This is a genomic window from Microbacterium luticocti DSM 19459, from assembly GCF_000422405.1.
GTDB classification, from domain to species: Bacteria; Actinomycetota; Actinomycetes; order Actinomycetales; family Microbacteriaceae; genus Microbacterium; species Microbacterium luticocti.
Genome location: NZ_AULS01000004.1, coordinates 191,759 through 209,226 on the forward strand (window position 1 = coordinate 191,759; position 17,468 = coordinate 209,226).

The 17,468-nt window shown below is 70.4% G+C and carries 18 protein-coding genes and 1 tRNA gene; 9 read left to right on the forward strand and 10 right to left on the reverse strand.

The annotated features are described in order from the left end of the window. The first annotated feature begins 3 nt into the window (after nt 1-3). Nucleotides 4-1,005 (forward strand): C-terminal binding protein, encoded by a 1,002-nt coding sequence (locus H577_RS0107035; RefSeq protein ID WP_029145364.1) that lies wholly within the window; start codon nt 4-6, stop codon nt 1,003-1,005. Nucleotides 1,006-1,055: 50 nt separating this feature from the next. Then, nucleotides 1,056-2,621: a zinc-binding metallopeptidase family protein gene (locus H577_RS0107040; protein ID WP_036284090.1), complete on the forward strand. Its 1,566-nt coding sequence runs from the start codon at nt 1,056-1,058 to the stop codon at nt 2,619-2,621. 281 nt (nt 2,622-2,902) lie between these two features. Here the strand turns inward: H577_RS0107040 and H577_RS0107045 are convergent, their stop codons facing one another. Both H577_RS0107045 and H577_RS0107050 read right to left on the reverse strand, forming a co-directional pair. Then, the gene (locus H577_RS0107045) at nt 2,903-3,742 is read right to left on the reverse strand and encodes a universal stress protein (RefSeq protein ID WP_029145366.1); all 840 of its coding nucleotides are present in this window, start codon (nt 3,740-3,742) and stop codon (nt 2,903-2,905) included. A 7-nt stretch (nt 3,743-3,749) separates the two neighbouring features. Beyond that, nucleotides 3,750-4,328 carry an HhH-GPD-type base excision DNA repair protein gene (locus H577_RS0107050; RefSeq protein ID WP_029145367.1) on the reverse strand — a complete coding sequence of 193 codons (579 nt, stop codon included), beginning with the start codon at nt 4,326-4,328 and terminating at the stop codon, nt 3,750-3,752. Between the two features lie 51 nt (nt 4,329-4,379). Between H577_RS0107050 and H577_RS0107055 the strand changes: the two genes are divergently transcribed. Next, nucleotides 4,380-4,874 carry a GNAT family N-acetyltransferase gene (locus H577_RS0107055; protein WP_051191830.1) on the forward strand — a complete coding sequence of 165 codons (495 nt, stop codon included), beginning with the start codon at nt 4,380-4,382 and terminating at the stop codon, nt 4,872-4,874. A 180-nt stretch (nt 4,875-5,054) separates the two neighbouring features. Here H577_RS0107055 and H577_RS0107060 read toward each other — a convergent pair whose 3' ends face one another. The 3 genes from H577_RS0107060 to H577_RS0107070 all read right to left on the reverse strand — a co-directional run bounded on the left by H577_RS0107060 (nt 5,055) and on the right by H577_RS0107070 (nt 7,387). Further along, the gene (locus H577_RS0107060; protein ID WP_029145369.1) at nt 5,055-6,098 is read right to left on the reverse strand and encodes an endonuclease domain-containing protein; all 1,044 of its coding nucleotides are present in this window, start codon (nt 6,096-6,098) and stop codon (nt 5,055-5,057) included. Between the two features lie 315 nt (nt 6,099-6,413). Continuing rightward, nucleotides 6,414-6,644, reverse strand: coding sequence for a helix-turn-helix domain-containing protein (locus tag H577_RS0107065; protein ID WP_029145370.1), 231 nt, complete (start codon nt 6,642-6,644; stop codon nt 6,414-6,416). Then, nucleotides 6,641-7,387 (reverse strand): hypothetical protein, encoded by a 747-nt coding sequence (locus tag H577_RS0107070; protein ID WP_029145371.1) that lies wholly within the window; start codon nt 7,385-7,387, stop codon nt 6,641-6,643. The genes H577_RS0107065 and H577_RS0107070 overlap by 4 nt, the downstream gene beginning before the upstream one ends. 172 nt (nt 7,388-7,559) lie before the next feature. Between H577_RS0107070 and H577_RS0107075 the strand changes: the two genes are divergently transcribed. Next, the gene (locus H577_RS0107075; protein WP_029145372.1) at nt 7,560-10,079 is read left to right on the forward strand and encodes an ATP-dependent Clp protease ATP-binding subunit; all 2,520 of its coding nucleotides are present in this window, start codon (nt 7,560-7,562) and stop codon (nt 10,077-10,079) included. A 90-nt stretch (nt 10,080-10,169) separates the two neighbouring features. Here the strand turns inward: H577_RS0107075 and H577_RS18085 are convergent, their stop codons facing one another. Next, complete coding sequence (locus H577_RS18085; RefSeq protein WP_245570352.1) at nt 10,170-10,616, reverse strand: hypothetical protein; 447 nt, start codon at nt 10,614-10,616, stop codon at nt 10,170-10,172. A 37-nt stretch (nt 10,617-10,653) separates the two neighbouring features. Here H577_RS18085 and H577_RS0107085 point away from each other — a divergent pair, with 37 nt between their 5' ends. The 3 genes from H577_RS0107085 (at nt 10,654) to H577_RS0107095 (ending at nt 12,520) form a co-directional block, all read left to right on the forward strand. Continuing rightward, nucleotides 10,654-11,100, forward strand: a complete 447-nt coding sequence (locus H577_RS0107085) for an amino-acid N-acetyltransferase (RefSeq protein WP_245570355.1) — start codon at nt 10,654-10,656, stop codon at nt 11,098-11,100. Nucleotides 11,101-11,171: 71 nt separating this feature from the next. Continuing rightward, nucleotides 11,172-11,885, forward strand: coding sequence for a P-loop NTPase family protein (locus H577_RS0107090; RefSeq protein WP_029145374.1), 714 nt, complete (start codon nt 11,172-11,174; stop codon nt 11,883-11,885). A 185-nt stretch (nt 11,886-12,070) separates the two neighbouring features. Then, nucleotides 12,071-12,520, forward strand: a complete 450-nt coding sequence (locus H577_RS0107095; protein ID WP_051191831.1) for a hypothetical protein — start codon at nt 12,071-12,073, stop codon at nt 12,518-12,520. A gap of 132 nt (nt 12,521-12,652) precedes the next feature. On the opposite strand, the gene radA is transcribed toward H577_RS0107095, so the two are convergent. Further along, a complete protein-coding gene (gene radA / locus H577_RS0107100) occupies nt 12,653-14,017 on the reverse strand; it encodes a DNA repair protein RadA (protein WP_029145376.1) in 1,365 nt (454 codons plus the stop codon). Nucleotides 14,018-14,374: 357 nt separating this feature from the next. Between radA and H577_RS0107105 the strand changes: the two genes are divergently transcribed. Beyond that, on the forward strand, nt 14,375-15,406 hold the full coding sequence (locus tag H577_RS0107105; protein ID WP_029145377.1) for a hypothetical protein: 1,032 nt from the start codon (nt 14,375-14,377) through the stop codon (nt 15,404-15,406). 22 nt (nt 15,407-15,428) lie between these two features. Here the strand turns inward: H577_RS0107105 and H577_RS0107110 are convergent, their stop codons facing one another. Both H577_RS0107110 and H577_RS16950 read right to left on the reverse strand, forming a co-directional pair. Next, nucleotides 15,429-16,229 (reverse strand): SDR family NAD(P)-dependent oxidoreductase, encoded by an 801-nt coding sequence (locus H577_RS0107110; RefSeq protein WP_029145378.1) that lies wholly within the window; start codon nt 16,227-16,229, stop codon nt 15,429-15,431. Continuing rightward, the gene (locus tag H577_RS16950) at nt 16,226-16,810 is read right to left on the reverse strand and encodes a MarR family winged helix-turn-helix transcriptional regulator (protein WP_051191832.1); all 585 of its coding nucleotides are present in this window, start codon (nt 16,808-16,810) and stop codon (nt 16,226-16,228) included. The genes H577_RS0107110 and H577_RS16950 overlap by 4 nt, the downstream gene beginning before the upstream one ends. A gap of 158 nt (nt 16,811-16,968) precedes the next feature. Here H577_RS16950 and H577_RS0107120 point away from each other — a divergent pair. Next, nucleotides 16,969-17,059 (forward strand) — tRNA-Ser (locus H577_RS0107120). Nucleotides 17,060-17,274: 215 nt separating this feature from the next. On the opposite strand, the gene H577_RS17930 is transcribed toward H577_RS0107120, so the two are convergent. Continuing rightward, the coding region (locus tag H577_RS17930) for a hypothetical protein (protein WP_211217897.1) at nt 17,275-17,468 on the reverse strand (194 nt) is incomplete at its 5' end.

The window sequence follows — 17,468 nt, forward strand, 5'->3', positions numbered from 1 at the left end:
GAGATGACCGACACCGCCCGCCCGATCGCCGTCTACACCGACGTCGACGACACCGACCCGGCCCCCGGCATCGCCCTGCTCGAGCAGCACGGGTTCGAGGTGCGGGTGCTCGGCACCCGCGACCCGCAGCAGATCATCGAAGGCGCCCGGGATGCGGTGGCCCTGCTCCCCGGATATGCGGCCATCGACCGCACCGTCATCGAGGCGCTGCCGAACCTGCGGCTGATCGCCCTGATGTCGATGGGCTTCGACTACGTCGACATCGATACCGCCGCCGAGCACGGCGTCTGGGTGACGAACGTGCCGGGAGCGGCCACCGAAGAGGTCGCCACCCACGCGCTGGCGATCCTGCTGTACACGCTGCGTCAGCTGAGGTTCTACCTGGCCAGCGCGAACCCGGCCGACTGGAACGAGCGCGGGCCGACGGCGCCGCCTCGGCTCAGCGAGCGGACGCTCGGCATCGTCGGGCTCGGCAAGATCGGCCGTGAGTTCGCCCGGCAGGCCGGCCCGCTTTTCGGCCGGGTGGTCGGCTACGACCCGCTCATGCCCGACACCCTCGAGGTGCGTGCCGAGCTCACCCGGCTCGGCGTGGAACGCACCGGACTCGATCAGGTGCAGGCATCCGCCGACGTGCTGTCGCTGCATCTGCCGTTGACGGCCGAGACCGAGAAGATGGTGGATGCCGCGTTCCTGGCCGGGATGCCCGACGGTGCGGTGCTCGTGAATGTATCGCGCGGCGCGCTCATCGACAACGATGCGCTGGTGGCCGCGCTCGATGCGGGGCACCTGTCCGGGGCCGCGCTCGACGTGCTCGACCAGGAGCCGCCGCGGCCGGGCCACCCGTTGCTCGGCCGAGACGACGTCACGCTCACCCCGCACATCGCGTACTTCTCGCAGCGCACCGAGATCGAGTACGTGCGCATCCAGGCGCAGAACGCGGTGTCGCTGCTCGCGAACGGCACGCCCGACTCGCCGGTGAACCGCCCTTCGGCCCCGCGCGGCTGACCCGCAACCCAGAACCCGCAACCCAGCCTGCAAGAAAGAAGGAACCTGCCGTGGCACAGCTGACCGACGACGCGAAACAGACCGCACGCCAGTGGATCGACGACAACCTCGATCGGCTCGTGGAGTGGCACACCCACATCTGGCAGCTGGCCGAACCGGCCTGGCGGGAGTACCGCTCACAGGCGTGGTACGTCAAGCTGCTGCGCGCCGAAGGGTTCGAGGTCGAAGACGGGTCGGCGGGCATGCCCACCGCGTTCAGCGCGACCTGGAGCAACGGTGACGGCCCCACGCTGCTGACCTATGCCGAGTACGACGCGGTGCCCGGCAACAGCCAGGCCGCCGACACCGCCGAGCGTCCCCGTGAGGGCCTCAGCCGTTTCGCGCCCGGGCACACCGACCCGCACTCGGTGCTCGGCATCTCGACGCTCGCGGGCGTGCTCGCCACCAAGCACGCCATGGTGCAGCACGGCATCACCGGCACCCTGAAGTACACCGGCGAGCCGGCCGAGAAGATGCACGGCTCGAAGGTCGTGCACGGGCTGCGCGGTTACTACGACGGCGTTGACGCCATCGTGTCGTTCCACCCGTTCTACATGCTGCCGCTGTGCAACACCGCCCGGTGGGACACCCAGTGCGGTGCGTACTACAGCAAGGTCTACACGTTCGTGTGCGACCATCCCGAAACTTGGCAGATCTCCAGCGCCGACCCGAACTCGCCGATCCCGGCATCGCACTCCGCAGCCCGGGCACCGGGGGCGAACGTGGCGCTGGCGCAGATGTATACGGCATCCCGCACCATGCTCGACTCGATGCTGCCGGCCACCGGCGGCTGGAGCTTCTCGGACGCGATCCTCAGCGACGGGCAGGCCACCGCCGACAACCTGCCGCACCGGGTGGCGCGGCTGCAGTTCTCGTGGCGCACCCCCGACGTCGAGATGGCCGAGCACATCCTCGCCGTGCTCGACCGCAACGCGGCAGCGTCCGCGACGATGGCGCACTGCGAGCTCGAGGAGCGGTGGGTGGCGCGCAGCCGCCCGGGCCGCACCAATCACGTCATGGCGCAGACGCTGTACGCGAACCTTGAGGCCGTCGGGGCGCCTGTGTACGGGCCGGATGCCGTGGCCGTCGCGCAGGACATCCAGCGCTCGCTCGGGCACGAACCGGCCGAAAAGCCGTTCCTGGCCGAGACCGAGCGGCTGATCGAGCCGCAGGAGGCGGAGCGGATCCTGCGCGAGCACATGCCCGCGTGGCAGCGCAACTGGACCAGCGACGACTACGTCGAGATGTCGCACTACGCGCCGCTGGTGCGGTTCTACGTGTCGCGCCCGGCGCTGGCGCCGGTGCCGGGCGCCGGAGCGTACCCGGCCTGGGTGATGAACGCGCTCGGCGGCATCCCGGCCACGATCGCGCCGACCATCGTGACCGCAGGCAAGACGGTCGCCGGCACGTTCCTCGACCTGCTGACCTCTCCTGACACGCTCGCCGCGGCGAAGGCGGAGTTCGACGAGCGTGTCGCCGCAGACCCGATGCCGGCGCTGCTGCCCGCGGACTTCGAGGCGCCGATCGACCTGCCGTGGCCGGACTACTCCGGCGCCGGCGAACACCGGCACTGGTGAGGCGCGGCGCGCTGCTCGCGGTGCGGTGCGCTGTTCACGCGACTGCGCCTGTTCGCGGCGCGCCGCGCTGTTCACGCGACTGCGCCTGTTCGCGGCGACTGCGCCTGTTTGCGGCGACGGCGCCTGTTTGCGGCGACGGCGCCTGTTCACGCGACTGCGCCTGTTCGCAGCGACGGCGCCACCGATCGACGGCGCAGTCGCAGATCCGTGGCGCAGTCATGTGACGACGGATGCCGCGGCCCACGCGCGATCGCGCGGGTCGCGGCATCCTGAGCCGCCCGTCACCGCACGATCGCGGTGACCGTCGCCACGCGTGCGAGCACTTCGTGGCTGATCGATCCGAGCAGCAGCCGTGCGAACGCGCCGCGGCCGTGGCTGCCGACCACCGCCAGCCGTGCGGTCTGTGCAAGCTCGTTGATGATCGCGGACGGGTAGCCGCACTCGACGTGCTCGGTGATCTGAAGGTCGGGGTGGGCGGCGCGCACGTCGGCGAGCGCGGTGCGCAGGATCTCGGCCGTCACGTCCTGCATGTCGTCCAAGTACGGCTCGGGGTATCCGCTGATCGGGCCGGGGATCGGCATCGGCGTCCACACGCTCACCGCGACCAGCGGCTCGCCCAGGCGCACGGCCTCGGCGGCGGCGAACCGCACGGCGCCGGCCGAGACCTCGGAACCGTCGGTGCCGACGACCACGCCGGTGCGGCCGGCGATGTCGATGTCGGGCACGACGACCACCGGGCAGTGCGCGGCGGCGCTGATGCGGATGCCGTGGGCGCCGCGCACCGTGCCGGATTCGGGCCCGCGATAATCGCTGCCGATGACAAGCAGGCCGGCACCCTCGGAGGCGTCGACGAGCACGGCGACCGGGTTGCCCCGCTCGACGCGGGTGGTCACCTCGATGCCGGCCTCACGCATGCGCGCCGCGCGCGAGGCGAGGGCTTCGGCGGCGGCATCGTGCGCGGCCTGCGCCACACTGTCTTCGCCGACCGCGCCGACGGCGCCGCCGACGACGGTGATCAGCTCGACCGCCGCGCCCGAGGCGGCGGCGCGGTCGGCCGCCCAGCGCACCACCCGGTCGCCGACAGGGACGGAGGTGACGCCGACGACGATCTTCTCGGTCACGATGACCTCACTTTCCGGCGGCGGCCTTGGCCGCGGCCTTCATCTCGCGCTTGAACGCCCGCACCTTGGCGAGCGCGTCGGGGTCGGTGATGTCGGCGACGCTGCGGAACGATCCGTTCTCGCCGTAGGGGGCGGATGCCTCACGCCAGCCGTCGCCGTCGAATCCGCACTGCTTGCCGAGCAGTGCGAGGAAGATCTTCGCCTTCTGCTCCCCGAATCCCGGCAGCGCCTTCAGCCGGCGAAGCACCTCGGCGCCGTCGGGGGAGCCTTTCGTCCAGATGGCGCTCGCATCGTCGTCCCACTCCGTGGCGACCGCCTGGCACAGCGCCTGCACGCGGGTGGCCATCGATCCCGGAAAGCGGTGCACCGCCGGGGGCTCGCGGAACGCCGCCGCGAAGACCTCGGGGTCGGCGCGCGCGATGGCCGCGGCATCCACCGCCCCGAGCCGCTGCTGCAGCTTGAGCGGGCCCGCGAACGCGGTCTCCATCGGAACCTGCTGGTCGAGCAGCATCCCGATCAGCAGAGCGAGCGGGTTGCCTGTGAGCAGCTCGTCGGCGGCCGGGTCTGCGGTGATGTGAAGGGCCATGGCTCCAGTCTGCCAGCGGTGTCCGGGGCATGGCTGGGTAACCTGGCGAGCGTGACGGTCTTTCGGGAGTTGCGGGCAGCCGATGCTGATCGCGTGCTCGATGCGTTCGTCTCGGATGCTGCCGAGATGAGTCGTCAAGGCGACATGCATGATCTGGCCTCAGCCCGCGCCTATGTGACACGGATGCTCGAGGACCCCGACGTCCGCACGCTCGTCGCAGCCGATGATGCCGACCGGCTGCTCGCCCTCGCTGCAGTGTCGGTCGACCGAGCGAACGCAAACGGCTGGGTGTTCTACTGGGCGCACCCCGATGCCCGGCGTCGGGGTGTCACGTCGAGGCTGGTGCGTGCGTTGGCAGATCGAGAGCTCGGTGAGGGCGGGCTGCACCGCCTCGAACTCGGCTACCGGGTGAACAACCCGGGTTCGGGCGCCGTCGCGCGCGCCGCCGGGTTCGTCCAAGAAGGACTCGAGCGCGAGAAGTTCCTCGTGAACGGCGAACGAGTCGATGTCGTGACGGCGGCGCGCCTCAAGACCGATCCGGTCTGACGTTGGATTCGGTCGACGCGAATGGCGGCTCTGCCGGCGCGAGTCCCGCCATATGTGTCGACTGAACCCGAGGCATCCGATTCGGTCGACGCGAATGGCGGCTCCGGCAGGGCAGACCCCGCCATATGCGTCGACTGAACTCACGATCGCGTCCTCGCCCGGCACGTGCGCGCTGCACGCTCAGCGGGTGCGTTCCGCGATCGCGGCGCGCACCCGGGCGACGATGATGGCGGGCTCCCGGAAGAGCATCGAACGAGTGACGCGGATGACGCGCCAGCCCGCCATTTCGAGTCTGGCCAGACGATCGACGTCCTTCTCCCATTGCGCGCCCACGGAATGGTGGGCGCCTTCGTATTCGATCGCGATCTTCCACTGCGGATAGGCCATGTCGACGGTGGCTATGAAGCGACCATGAGCGTCCAGCACATCGTGATCGAGCACCGGTTCGGGCAGACCGGCATCGACGAGCGTCAGGCGCGTCCACGTCTCGGTGCGCGACGCCGCGCCGGTCCGCACCCGGGGCAGCGCGACGCGCAAGTCGTCGATTCCGCGACGCCTGCCGGCATCCACCGCAGCCGTCAGCTGGGCGATGGTCGCCAGAGGATCGGACACGACCTGGTGTGGCCGCGAATGCGGGGGCCGATGCACATGCACGAAGTGGTCGGCGATCGCGACCAGGTCGTACGGGTGCGTGACCCACGCCGGCAGGGTCACCCACGTGGATGCGGGGCTCGCGATGCGCCATCCCGAGACGGGGTGATCGAGCGTCCACGCGAGTCCCGGACGCACGGCATGCCCGCGGATTCCCTTCGCACGGGGCGCGTGTTGCGGCCAGAAGACGGCGACATCGAGCACATCGGCATGTGACGACGGATGCTCGGTGCCGCGCCGGTCGTCGGCATCGAACGAGAGCAGCTGACCGGGCACAGGTGCATTCCAGAGCACCGCAGCGGTGAGACCGAAATAGAACGAGCCCGCCGGCATCACGGGGGCATACTGCGCCGCTCGCGCGTGGATCCGGCGCTGTCCCGGGGTGCGCGGGTACGCGCGTTCCGCGTCGTCGGCGTCGTCGGCGATGAGCTGTGCGCCGACGACCGCGCGGGCGCCGTGGAACGGTCTCTCGAGATCGGGTCCGCGCAAGCGGGAGCGGCTCAGGCCGGCCTGCCGCGCGGCCGCCACCCCGAACGCCGCACCCAACTCCGGGGGAATCTCGCCACGCGCCATGACGACACGGTGCCACATATGGGGATTTCGGCGTCGGAGTTGTCCACAGGCGTCGGCGCAGGCACACGGCCGTTCCGTCGGCAGGCTCGCCTTCCGGGGTTCAGTCGACGCAAATGGCGACCCGAACTGCGAAAGCATCGCCATTTGCGTCGACCGAATGCTCGTTCACCGATTCGGTCGACGCGAATGGCGCGCCTGCCCGCCCGATCGCAGCCATTTGCGTCGACTGAGCTGGTACGGTCGCGGCGCCGGGTCTGCGAAACGGCAGTGGATGCCATGGCTCACCCCAGCGCGCGCGGCGCCGGATGCCGCGGCTCAGTCCGCGCGCACCAGAAGGTCGCCGACCTCGCAGTCCAGCGCCCGGCAGATCGCCGACAGCGTCGAATACCGGATCGCGCGGGCACGGTCGTTCTTCAGCACCGACAGGTTGACGATCGACACCCCGACCAGCTCGCTCAGCCGCGTGAGCGTCATGCCGCGCTCGGCGAGCAGCTCGTCGAGACGGCAGTGGATGCCGGATGCCTCGTCCTCTTCGGCGGGGGTCACACCAGCCCCTCCGTGTCACGCTGCAGCCGGGCGCCGTAGCCGAGCACCGCCGAGAGCGCTCCGAACCCGAGCGCGGCTCCGATCGGCCACAACGGGACGGTGATCGCGATCTGCGGCGCGGGGAGCAGCGCCGAGGCATCCCACCCGGCCGGCAGGTCCGGCACGACCGCACCCTGGCCGAGCGCCTGCACCGACGCCATGCTCCCGGCCCACTGCGAGAGTACGTCGGCGCCGATGCCGGCGACCAGCACGACGAGCCCGGTGATCAGGGCAGCACGGGCGACCACCGGCGCGAACGGCGCCCCGCGCAGCAGCTGGAAGCACGCCAGCGCGATGAGTCCGGCGATCACCGCGGGCAGCAGCACGCCGAGGGCCTGCCCGATCGCCCACAGCGCGCGGGTCGCGGCGTCCACGTGATCGACCTGCACGTCCGCGGTGGTGAACCCGCCGCCGCCGATCGCGGCGGGGCCGGTGGCGCCGGTTTGCGCGCCGGGCACGTCGGGCCAGAACGTCTGCACCGGGATCGTCATGCTCAGCTGCGATGTCGTCAGTAGGTTCACGAGCGTCACGATCGCGCCGATCAGCGAGAATGCCGCCATGACGGCCGCGCCCGACAGGGTGACCCCGACGGTGACGTTGATCCCGCGCCGCCGCCAGCCGCGCAGCGCGAGGACCACGATCAGCACGACGACCGCGACGGCGGCCAGCAGGATCAGCAGGTGCACCCATGAGAACGAGACCACAGCATCCCTCTTTATCGATAGTCGTTGTTATCGAGAAACGATAAGCGAGAGGGATGCCACAGGTCAAGCCCGCTCCCTGTGCCGCTATGCCGACGGCGAACAGCGGCACACGGCTCGTGCCCGCTGGTTACCCTCGATGTAGGCGCCACCAGCGCGCTTGGAGGAGTCGGAGATGTTCGAGAGATTCACGGATCGAGCCCGTCGCGTGGTCGTCCTCGCCCAGGAAGAGGCGAAGATGCTCAACCACAACTACATCGGCACGGAGCACATCCTGCTGGGCCTCATCCACGAGGGCGAGGGCGTCGCCGCCAAGGCCCTCGAGAGCCTCGGCATCTCGCTGGACGCCGTCCGTGAGCAGGTGCAGGACATCATCGGCCAGGGCCAGCAGCAGCCCGCCGGGCACATCCCGTTCACACCGCGCGCCAAGAAGGTGCTCGAGTTGAGCCTGCGCGAAGCGCTGCAGCTCGGCCACAACTACATCGGCACCGAGCACATCCTGCTCGGCCTCATCCGCGAGGGCGAGGGCGTCGCTGCCCAGGTGCTCGTCAAGCTCGGCGCCGACCTGAACAAGGTGCGCCAGCAGGTCATCCAGCTGCTTTCCGGCTACCAGGGCAAGGAGCCCGCCGCCGTCTCGGGCGCTGCGCACGAGAGCGCCGCCGGCGCCCAGGGCGGCTCGCAGGTGCTCGACCAGTTCGGCCGCAACCTCACCCAGGCCGCCCGCGACAACAAGCTCGACCCGGTGATCGGCCGCGAGAAGGAGATCGAGCGGGTCATGCAGATCCTCTCGCGCCGCTCGAAGAACAACCCGGTGCTGATCGGCGAGCCCGGCGTCGGCAAGACCGCCGTGGTCGAGGGTCTCGCCCAGGCGATCGTCAAGGGCGACGTGCCCGAGACGCTCAAGGACAAGCAGCTCTACTCGCTCGACCTGGGGTCGCTGATCGCCGGCTCCCGCTACCGCGGCGACTTCGAAGAGCGGCTCAAGAAGGTCACCAAAGAGATCCGCACCCGCGGCGACATCATCGTGTTCATCGACGAGATCCACACCCTCGTCGGGGCCGGTGCCGCCGAGGGCGCCATCGACGCGGCATCCATTCTCAAGCCGCTGCTGGCCCGCGGCGAGCTGCAGACGATCGGCGCCACCACGCTCGACGAGTACCGCAAGCATTTCGAGAAGGATGCGGCCCTCGAGCGCCGGTTCCAGCCGATCCAGGTCGCCGAGCCGAGCCTGCCGCACGCCATCAACATCCTGAAGGGTCTGCGCGACCGGTACGAAGCGCACCACAAGGTGCAGATCACCGACGGCGCACTGGTCGCGGCGGCGAACCTCTCGGACCGCTACGTGTCCGACCGCTTCCTGCCCGACAAGGCCATCGACCTGATCGACGAAGCCGGCGCCCGGCTGCGCCTGTCGATCCTGTCGAGCCCGCCCGAACTGCGCGAGCTCGACGACAAGATCGCCGACGTGCGCACCCGCAAAGAGGCCGCCAGCGAAGAGCAGGACTTCGAGAAGGCCGCCGCGCTGCGCGACGAAGAGAAGTCGCTGCTGGCCGAGAGGCTGCGCCTCGAGAAGCAGTGGCGCAGCGGGGATGTCGCGACCACCGCGGTGGTCGACGAGGGCCTGATCGCCGAAGTGCTGGCGCAGGCCACCGGCATCCCGGTCTTCAAGCTCACTGAAGAGGAATCCAGCCGTCTGGTCTTCATGGAGAAGGCGCTGCACCAGCGCGTCATCGGCCAGGAGGAGGCGATCGCCGCGCTCAGCCGCACGATCCGCCGCCAGCGCGCGGGACTGAAGGACCCGAAGCGGCCCAGCGGCTCGTTCATTTTCGCCGGCCCCACCGGCGTCGGCAAGACCGAGCTGGCCAAGGCGCTGGCCGAGTTCCTGTTCGACGACGAGGGTGCCTTGATCTCGCTCGACATGAGCGAGTTCGGCGAGAAGCACACCGTGTCGCGGCTGTTCGGCGCCCCTCCCGGGTTCGTCGGCTTCGAAGAGGGCGGGCAGCTCACCGAGAAGGTGCGGCGCAAGCCGTTCTCGGTCGTGCTGTTCGACGAGATCGAGAAGGCGCACCCCGACATCTTCAACTCGCTGCTGCAGATCCTCGAAGAGGGCCGGCTCACCGACGGTCAGGGCCGCGTGGTCGACTTCAAGAACACGGTGATCATCATGACGACGAACCTCGGCTCGTCGGCGATCGCCGGGGGACCGGTCGGCTTCCAGGTCGAGGGGGATTCGACCACCAGCTACGAGCGCATGAAGGGCAAGGTCGACGAAGAGCTCAAGCGGCACTTCAAGCCCGAGTTCCTCAACCGCGTCGACGACATCATCGTTTTCCCGCAGCTGAGCAAGGACGAACTGCGCCAGATCGTCGGCCTGTTCACCAAGCGCCTGGGTGAGCGGCTGCTCGACCGCGACATGACGGTGGAGCTGACCGACGCCGCGAAGGACAAGCTCATCGAGATCGGCTTCGACCCGACGCTCGGCGCCCGGCCGCTGCGCCGCGCCATGCAGCGCGAGATCGAGGACCAGCTCTCGGAGCGCATCCTGCACGGCGAGCTGACCGCGGGCGATCACGTGAAGGTCGACGCCGAGAACGGCGAGTTCGTGTTCGAGCACGCGCCGCGCGGCGAGAAGGTCGCGATCGGCGTCGGCGGCCACGAGCCGATCGAGGCGACGCCCGACATCATCGCCGGCTGACCGGGTCACATTCGACGGGGCGGATGCTGCGGCATCCGCCCCGTCGTCGTCTCTGCCCGCGAGCCGTCGCCTTTATGCCCCCTTGGGTCTTCAGGCCTGTCCCGTCGCGGGGAGCGCGTGCGCGAGCACGAACCAGATCAGTGCCGCAAGATTCGCGGCCGCGGCGACGAACGGCCCGATGACGAGCAGTGGCTTGCGGCGAGCGGTGCCGATGAACCCGTCGACGACCTGGACGATGATCATCGCTGCGGCGATCGCGAGCAGCCATCCGTCGTTCTGGCCGAACAGCGGCACCACCGCCAGGACGAGGAGCGCCGCGCTGCGCGCGGTCGTGTAGCGCGCGACGACGCGCGTGGTCGGTTTTCGGCTGCGCATCTCGGCCGCGGCGAAGAACAGACTCGGGATCGTGCTGATCAACGTGATGATCGCGAGGACCAGATAGGGCGCGTCCATGGGTCGAATCATAGAGATCGAGCGTCCGGTCGCGGGCTCCGCGCGCCGGAGTCGTAGTGTGGATCGCGTGACCGAGATCGTCATCCGCCCCGCCCGTACGGCCGACGTCCCACACATCCAGATGCTGCTGGAGCCGCTGGTGGAGCGACGCATCCTGCTCGGCAAGGAACTCGTGTCGCTGTATGAGGCGGTGCAGGAGTTCGTCGTCGCCGAGCAGGGCGGCGAGGTGATCGGATGCGGCGCGCTGCACGTGATGTGGCGTGACATCGGCGAGGTGCGCACGCTGCTGGTGCGCGACGACCGGCTGCACCAGGGCATCGGCGGGCGCATCGTCGAGGTGCTCGAGGCGCGGGCGATCGAGCTCGGCCTGAACCGGCTGTTCTGCCTGACATTCGAGGTGTCGTTCTTCACCCGCCACGGGTTCGCGCCGATCGGCGAGCAGCTGGTCGACCCCGACGTGTACGCGCAGTTGCTGCGCAGCCCGGATGCCGGTGTCGCCGAGTTCCTCGACCTGGCGCATGTGAAACCGAACACGCTGGGCAACACGCGCATGCTCAAGCACCTGTGACATCACTGAGTCCGTGGCGACGCGGGCGCGCCCTGCCGAGGCATCCGAGCACCCGGCCGTAGCCTGGGTGCGTGAGCACTCCCCGCCGCCGACACTCGCCCGCCGTGTACCGGCGCCGCCGGCTGGCCGTGTTGCTCGTGCTCATCGTGATCGTCGCCGGCGTGTGGCTGCTGATCGCGCGCCCGTGGCAGGGCAAGGCCGACGACACCGCGCCCACCGACGCCGTCGCCCAGCCGCTGCTGCCGGCCGTGTCGGACAGCACGCAGCCGACCCCCGAACCGACCGACAGCGGGCTGCCCGTCCCCGGCGCCACGCCGGGTGCGACGCCCGGGGCGACGACCGGCACCCAGCCGACGCCCGCGCCCACGGGGTCGGCCAAACCGTGCTCGACCGACGACATCGCCGTCACGGCCGTGACCGACAAGACCGCGTATGCGACCGGCGTGGACCCCAAGCTCTCGATTGAACTGACCAATAACGGCAAGAATCCGTGCACGCTCAACGTCGGCACGAGCCAGCAGGTGTTCACGATCACCAGCGGTGACGACACGTGGTGGCGCTCCACCGACTGCCAGACCGAGCCCAGCGACATGGTGGTGGTGTTGCAGGCGGGGCAGAAGGTGTCGAGCGCCCAGCCGATCACGTGGGATCGCACCCGCTCGTCGGTGGCCACCTGTGATGCCAAGAACCGACCGCACGCACCGGGCGGCGGTGCCACGTACCGCCTGAGCGTGACGATCGGCGGCATCTCCTCGCACGACGAAGCGGCCTTCCAGCTGTACTGAGTCCGAAAAAAGACATCCGATGTCCCCCAAAAGGGGGACATCGGACATGGCCCCGGACCCTCTACACTGGACACATACGTTGCGCACCGAAGCGGTGCAGCTGTCCCCAGCAGCGAATGACCTGTCCCCAGCGGGTCCGGCCGTCGGCGCAGCGTCTCGGGCCCTCTCGAGTCGTCCAGTCCCCAATGAGCGATTCGAGGGGGCCCCATTCTGTCCCGTACGCTGGGGTCGTGGCATCCGGCAAGAAGCGCGCGAAGAAGCAGCTGGAGTTCCGCAACCCCCAGCTGGCCGACGCCCTGCAGACGCAAGACATGGCGGCCGTCGCGTTCGCACTGCGGCACGGGCCGACCGTGGTGCCGCTGATGCGGCCGGGTGCGCGCGACGATCCGCGCGATTCCGGCGAGGTGTGGACGTTCCGCGACCCGAACACGGGCGACGTCGCGCTGCTGCTGTTCAGTGATGCCGGCAACAAGCCCGCGTCACTGCCGCCGGCGGTCGCGCTGCACTCGCCGGCGTGGCTGCGCGCGTTCCTGGGCGCCCACCACGATGAGATCACCACGGTGTTCTTCGACATCGCCGGCCCGCATCCGATGCAGGCCGCACCCGGCGACATCATCGCCGCACTCGACGCCTGAACGGCCGGCCCGCCGCAGACGGATGTCGGCACGCCGGTTCGCCGTCATGGCCGCCAGAACGCCGGCCCGCCGTCAGAACGCCGGCATGTCGTCGGCGGAAGCCGGCACGGCCGTCAGAACGCCGGCCTGCCGTCAGAACGCGGGCACGTCGTCGGCGGATGCCGGGGCCATCGCCGTGGCCATCACCAGGTTCAGGGCGCGGCCGATGCCACCGGCCCGTTCGTCGATGACGGTGCGGTAGCCCAGGCGCGCTGCCTCGTTGCGTCGTTGTGCCGCCTGGGTGACCGGCCGGATCTCGCCCGACAGGCTGAGCTCGCCGATCGCGGCGACGTCGTGCCGCAGTGCGGTGTCGCGCACCGCCGTGGCAATGGCCAGCGCGATCGCCAGGTCGGCGGCGGGCTCGACCAGCCGCACGCCCCCCACGGTCGACACGTACACGTCGTGCCGGGCCAGGGCCACCCCGGCCCGCTTCTCGAGCAGCGCCAGGATCATGGCCACCCGCGAGGCATCCACCCCGCTGACCACCCGGCGCGGGTTGGGGCCGGATGCCTCCACGGTCAGCGCCTGCACCTCAACCGGTAGCGCGCGCCGGCCCTCGAGGGCGATCGTGATGCAGGTGCCCGCGACTGGTTTGCCGCCGCCGAGGAACAGCCGGCTGGGATCGGGGACCTCATCGATGCCGGCGCCGGTCATGTCGAAGCATCCCACCTCGTCGGTGGGGCCGAACCGGTTCTTCAGGGTGCGCAGAAAGCGCAGCGAGGTCTGCCGGTCGCCCTCGAAGTGTGCGACCACATCGACCAGGTGCTCGAGGATGCGGGGGCCCGCGATCGAGCCGTCTTTGGTGACGTGACCGACGATGACGACGGGCAGGGCGCGTTCTTTGGCGACGCGGATGAGCGTGGCCGCGACCTCGCGCACCTGGCCGGGGTGTCCGGCGAGGCCGTCGGACAGGGCCGACGAGACGGTCTGCACCGAGTCGACGATGAGCAGGTCGGGCTGCACCTGGTCGACGTGGCCGAGGATCGTGCCCAGATCGGTCTCGCTGGCCAGGAACAGCTCGTCGTGCAGCGCACCGGTGCGCTCGGCGCGCAGGCGCACCTGGGCCGTGGACTCCTCGCCGCTCGCGTACAACACGCGGCGGCCGGCGCGCGCCGACTGGGCGGCGACCTCGAGCAGCAGGGTGGACTTGCCCACGCCGGGTTCGCCCGAGAGCAGGATCGCCGCTCCGGGCACGATGCCGCCGCCGAGAACCCGATCGAACTCGGCGATGCCGCTCGTGCGACGCGGGGTGGTCGTGGTGTCGATCATCGTGATCGGCAGGGCGCTGCGTCCGGGCGCGGTCGCGGCGACCTGCCGCGGCGCGATGCCGGAGGGTTCGGCGGCCTCGACGACCGTGCCCCACTGCTGGCATTCGCCGCAGCGGCCGACCCACTTCAGCGTCGTCCAGCCGCACTCCGTGCAGCGGTACGGGGCGGCGGTGGGTCGCTTGGTGGCCATGCTCCCAGGGTAGGCCCGGGCTCCGACGTTCCTGCCGCCCGCCGCAGCGACCCTCGCCCGCCGTACCGACCCGGCGCCCGCCGCGGCGACCCGGCGCCCGCCGCCCGCCGCAGCGGGCCGGCGCCCGCCGCAGCGACCCGCCACCCGCCGCAGCAACCCCCCGCCGCGGCGACCCGGCGCGCGCCGCGGCGACCCGCGCGCGCCGCAGCGGCCCGGCGCCGCCCGCCGCGGCGACCCTGCGCCCGCCGCAGCGACGACGAGCCGCGGCGGAGGGGCGGTACGGGCACCGTTCGTGGCCTGAGAGCGCCGTGCCGGTAGCGTGGGAGTGGCATCCCCCCTCGAACGACAGGCACGATCATGACCCAGCCTCAGGGCGCACACCTCGTCGGCAGCGTCAACTACGACGACGCCGAAACCACCATGCGACAGGCCGCCGGCATCCTCGGCGCACACCTGAGACGTATTCCGGACGGGGAATGCGGCCCGCGGTTCCACTGGATCATGTTCCAGCCCGATGTACTCGGCCAGGCCGCCGGCATCGAGCGGGTGGGCGACCAACCGCGCATGCTGCGGATGCTCGATGCCCGGCCGCTGCGCGTGGCCGACGGCGTCGACCCGGCGACGATCGTGTTCCCGCCGCTCGGGTATGCGGCGGCGGCGCAGGAGTCGTACGCGATCTTCCGGCGGCTGCGCGAGGAGGGCGTGGTGCCTGAGGGCACACGTTTTCAGGTGTCGCTGCCGACACCGCTCGCCGTGGTGGGTGCGTTCTTCCCGCCCGAACAGCACGCGGCGATCGAGCCCGTGTACCGCGCGGCCATGTATCGCGAACTCGACGAGATCCTCGCCGCGATCCGGCACGCCGACCTCGCGATCCAGTGGGACAACGCCGTCGAGTTCGGCATGATCGAGGGTGTCAGCGCCGCGCCGTGGTGGGAGGGTGACGTCTGGGACGGACTGACCGCACGCTCGGCCGAACAGGCCGATCGGGTGCCCGACGACGTGGAGGTGGGGTTCCACCTCTGCTACGGCGACGTCGCCGAGAAGCACTTCGTCGAACCGGCCGATGCCGGCAACCTGGTGCGTTTCGCGAACATGCTGGCTGCGGCATCCACCCGTCGCATCGATTGGATCCACCTGCCGGTGCCGATCGAGCGCGACGACGACGCGTACTACGCCCCGCTCGACGGTCTGCAGATCGACGACAGCGAGCTGTACCTGGGGCTGGTGCACCGCGAAGACGGGGTCGCGGGCGCGCGCCGGCGGATCCAGGTCGCGCTGCGGCACGTGCCGGTCTTCGGGGTGGCGACGGAGTGTGGGATCGGGCGCGCGCCCGCGCGCACGACCGAGTCGATCCTGCGTACGCACGCCGAGGTCGCCGCCCCCTGGTGAGGACGGCGACCGGGGCGGGCTTCTACTTCGGGTCGTTCCACGACCAGATGTCGTCGCCGCGCAGGGTGGCGTCGGCTCCGCCATCGTCGTAGATGACCTGTCCGGCCATGTGCGTGTTCTCGACGCTCGTCAGCCAGATGAGCAGGTTGGCGATCGACTCCGGCGGCTGGTGGTAGTTCAGCGGCATCGGCACGGCCGCGTCGACCATGGCGGCGCCGTCGGCCGAGGCCAGCAGGTCCGCGGTCATCGGGGTGAGCACGGTACCGGGTGCGACGCCGTTGAGGGGGATGCCGGCGCCGGCCCAGGCCGGTGTGATCGACTCGCGGCGCACCCAGCGGGCGAGCGCGCGCTTCGACGACGGGTAGACCAGGTAGGCGGCCTCGGGTCCCTGGGCCACGACGTGGCCGGCGATCTCGAGCGCCTTCGGTTCGTCGCCGGCGAGGGCCGCATCGACCATCTCGGGCGAGTTGGGCTGCAGCGACGCCATCGACGAGACGACCGCGGCGCGCGGGGCGTCCGACCGACCAAGAGCGGGCAGCAGGGCGGTGAGGAATTCGGTCACGCCGAAGAAGTTCACCGAGATCGTCTTCGGGATCGGTGCCGAGATGCCGGCGCAGGCGATGACCGCGTCGACCCGGCCGTCGGCTGCCGCGGTCGCGGCGGCTGCGGCATCCACTCGCCCCTGCGGGGTCGAGAGGTCGGCTTCGATGTCGGCGCCCTTGAGGTCGACGCCGATGACCTTCTGGCCGCGCTCGCGCAGCAGCCGGGCGGTGGTGGCGCCGATGCCGGAGCCGGCTCCGGTGACGACGTAGGTGCGGGTCATGATGTCCTCCTGTCGGTGGCGGCCGCGGGAGTGCGATCGCCGGGTGATGCCGGCTCTGCCGGCGTGGTGGGAACGTCGACGCCGACGGCGGCGACGAAGCGGGTGGTGAGTTCGGCGAAGCGTCGCCGGTCGTCGGGATGCCACGTGGCCAGTGCCTCGCGGACGGCGTCGCGCCCGCGCGCGACCAGGGCGGCATGGATGCGCGTGCCCTCGGGCGACAGCGAGACGAGCACGGCGCGTCCGTCGGTCGGGTCGGGGGAGCGCTCGATCAGTCGTGCGGCGGCCAGGCGCGCGAGCTGTTTGCTCATCGTGGGACGGCTCAGCTGGAGTGCTGAGGCGAGGTCGCTGGCGCGGGTGGGGCCGTGCATGCCGAGGTGGTAGAGCGGGTGGATGTCGGCCGCGTCGAGGTCGACGCCGGCCAGGCGTGCGAACCGCGCCTGCACGCGCGGTGACGACCAGTCCGACATGAGCGCGGTCAGGGCCGCGAGCAGCACCGCGTCGGTGCTCGCGGTGGTGCTCCTCGCGGGGATGGTCGTGATGGTGCTCGTCGCGGGGGTGCTCGTCGCGTCGGGCCTGGTCATGATCCCACGCTAGCCAGAATGGTTGCCTGAGGCAATCAAATGCAGCCGGACAAAAGGGTTCTCACGGCGAAGGCTCGGGTGACGCCGTCGGCCCGGCCCTCATGACGTGCAGGCCCGCCGTTTGCCGACCCCGCCGGGCGTCACGTACACTTGACGGCGGTGACGTGTCCGAGCGGCCGAAGGTGCAACTCTCGAAAAGTTGTGTAGGGTAACCCCCTACCGTGGGTTCAAATCCCACCGTCACCGCCATCGTCGAAGCCCCGCGAACCCTTGAAAACAATGGGATCGCGGGGCTTCGCTTTGCCAGGATGGGCGCAGCGGTAACGCAGCGGGAACAGGAATTCTCGGCGTTGCTGAATCAAGCGACAACGCAGTCGGCGGGTGAGGCCGAGGCGATCCGCCAAGTCGGCGAAGTGCGCGCGGAAGCCCACGGCCGATGGGTCGGCTGGTTCGCCTTGCCGGATTCAGTCGACGCAAATGGTGACCGGAACCGCGAAAGCGTCGCCATTTGCGTCGACCGAATACCCACTCACCGATTCGGTCGACGCGAATGGCGCGCCTGCGGGTGAGTCCCATAGCGTGGTGTCAATTCCTGCGGGGTCCTCGTCGTCGTTGACGATGGAGGGCCACCGTGGGATGACCAGTTGTTTCCGGCAAG

Bases quoted from the DNA above. Each gene is read 5' to 3' on its own strand.
- H577_RS0107035 (WP_029145364.1), top strand. From the start codon at position 4: ATGACCGACACCGCCCGCCCGATCGCCGTCTACACCGACGTCGACGAC.
- H577_RS0107085 (WP_245570355.1), top strand. From the start codon at position 10,654: ATGCTGCTGGAGCCGCTGGTGGAGCGACGCATCCTGCTCGGCAAGGAA.
- H577_RS0107075 (WP_029145372.1), top strand. From the start codon at position 7,560: ATGTTCGAGAGATTCACGGATCGAGCCCGTCGCGTGGTCGTCCTCGCC.
- H577_RS0107050 (WP_029145367.1), bottom strand. From the start codon at position 4,328: ATGGCCCTTCACATCACCGCAGACCCGGCCGCCGACGAGCTGCTCACA.
- H577_RS0107095 (WP_051191831.1), top strand. From the start codon at position 12,071: ATGAGCGATTCGAGGGGGCCCCATTCTGTCCCGTACGCTGGGGTCGTG.
- H577_RS18085 (WP_245570352.1), bottom strand. From the start codon at position 10,616: ATGACGATCTCGGTCACGCGATCCACACTACGACTCCGGCGCGCGGAG.
- radA (WP_029145376.1), bottom strand. From the start codon at position 14,017: ATGGCCACCAAGCGACCCACCGCCGCCCCGTACCGCTGCACGGAGTGC.
- H577_RS0107060 (WP_029145369.1), bottom strand. From the start codon at position 6,098: ATGGCGCGTGGCGAGATTCCCCCGGAGTTGGGTGCGGCGTTCGGGGTG.
- H577_RS0107105 (WP_029145377.1), top strand. From the start codon at position 14,375: ATGACCCAGCCTCAGGGCGCACACCTCGTCGGCAGCGTCAACTACGAC.
- H577_RS16950 (WP_051191832.1), bottom strand. From the start codon at position 16,810: ATGACCAGGCCCGACGCGACGAGCACCCCCGCGACGAGCACCATCACG.
- H577_RS0107110 (WP_029145378.1), bottom strand. From the start codon at position 16,229: ATGACCCGCACCTACGTCGTCACCGGAGCCGGCTCCGGCATCGGCGCC.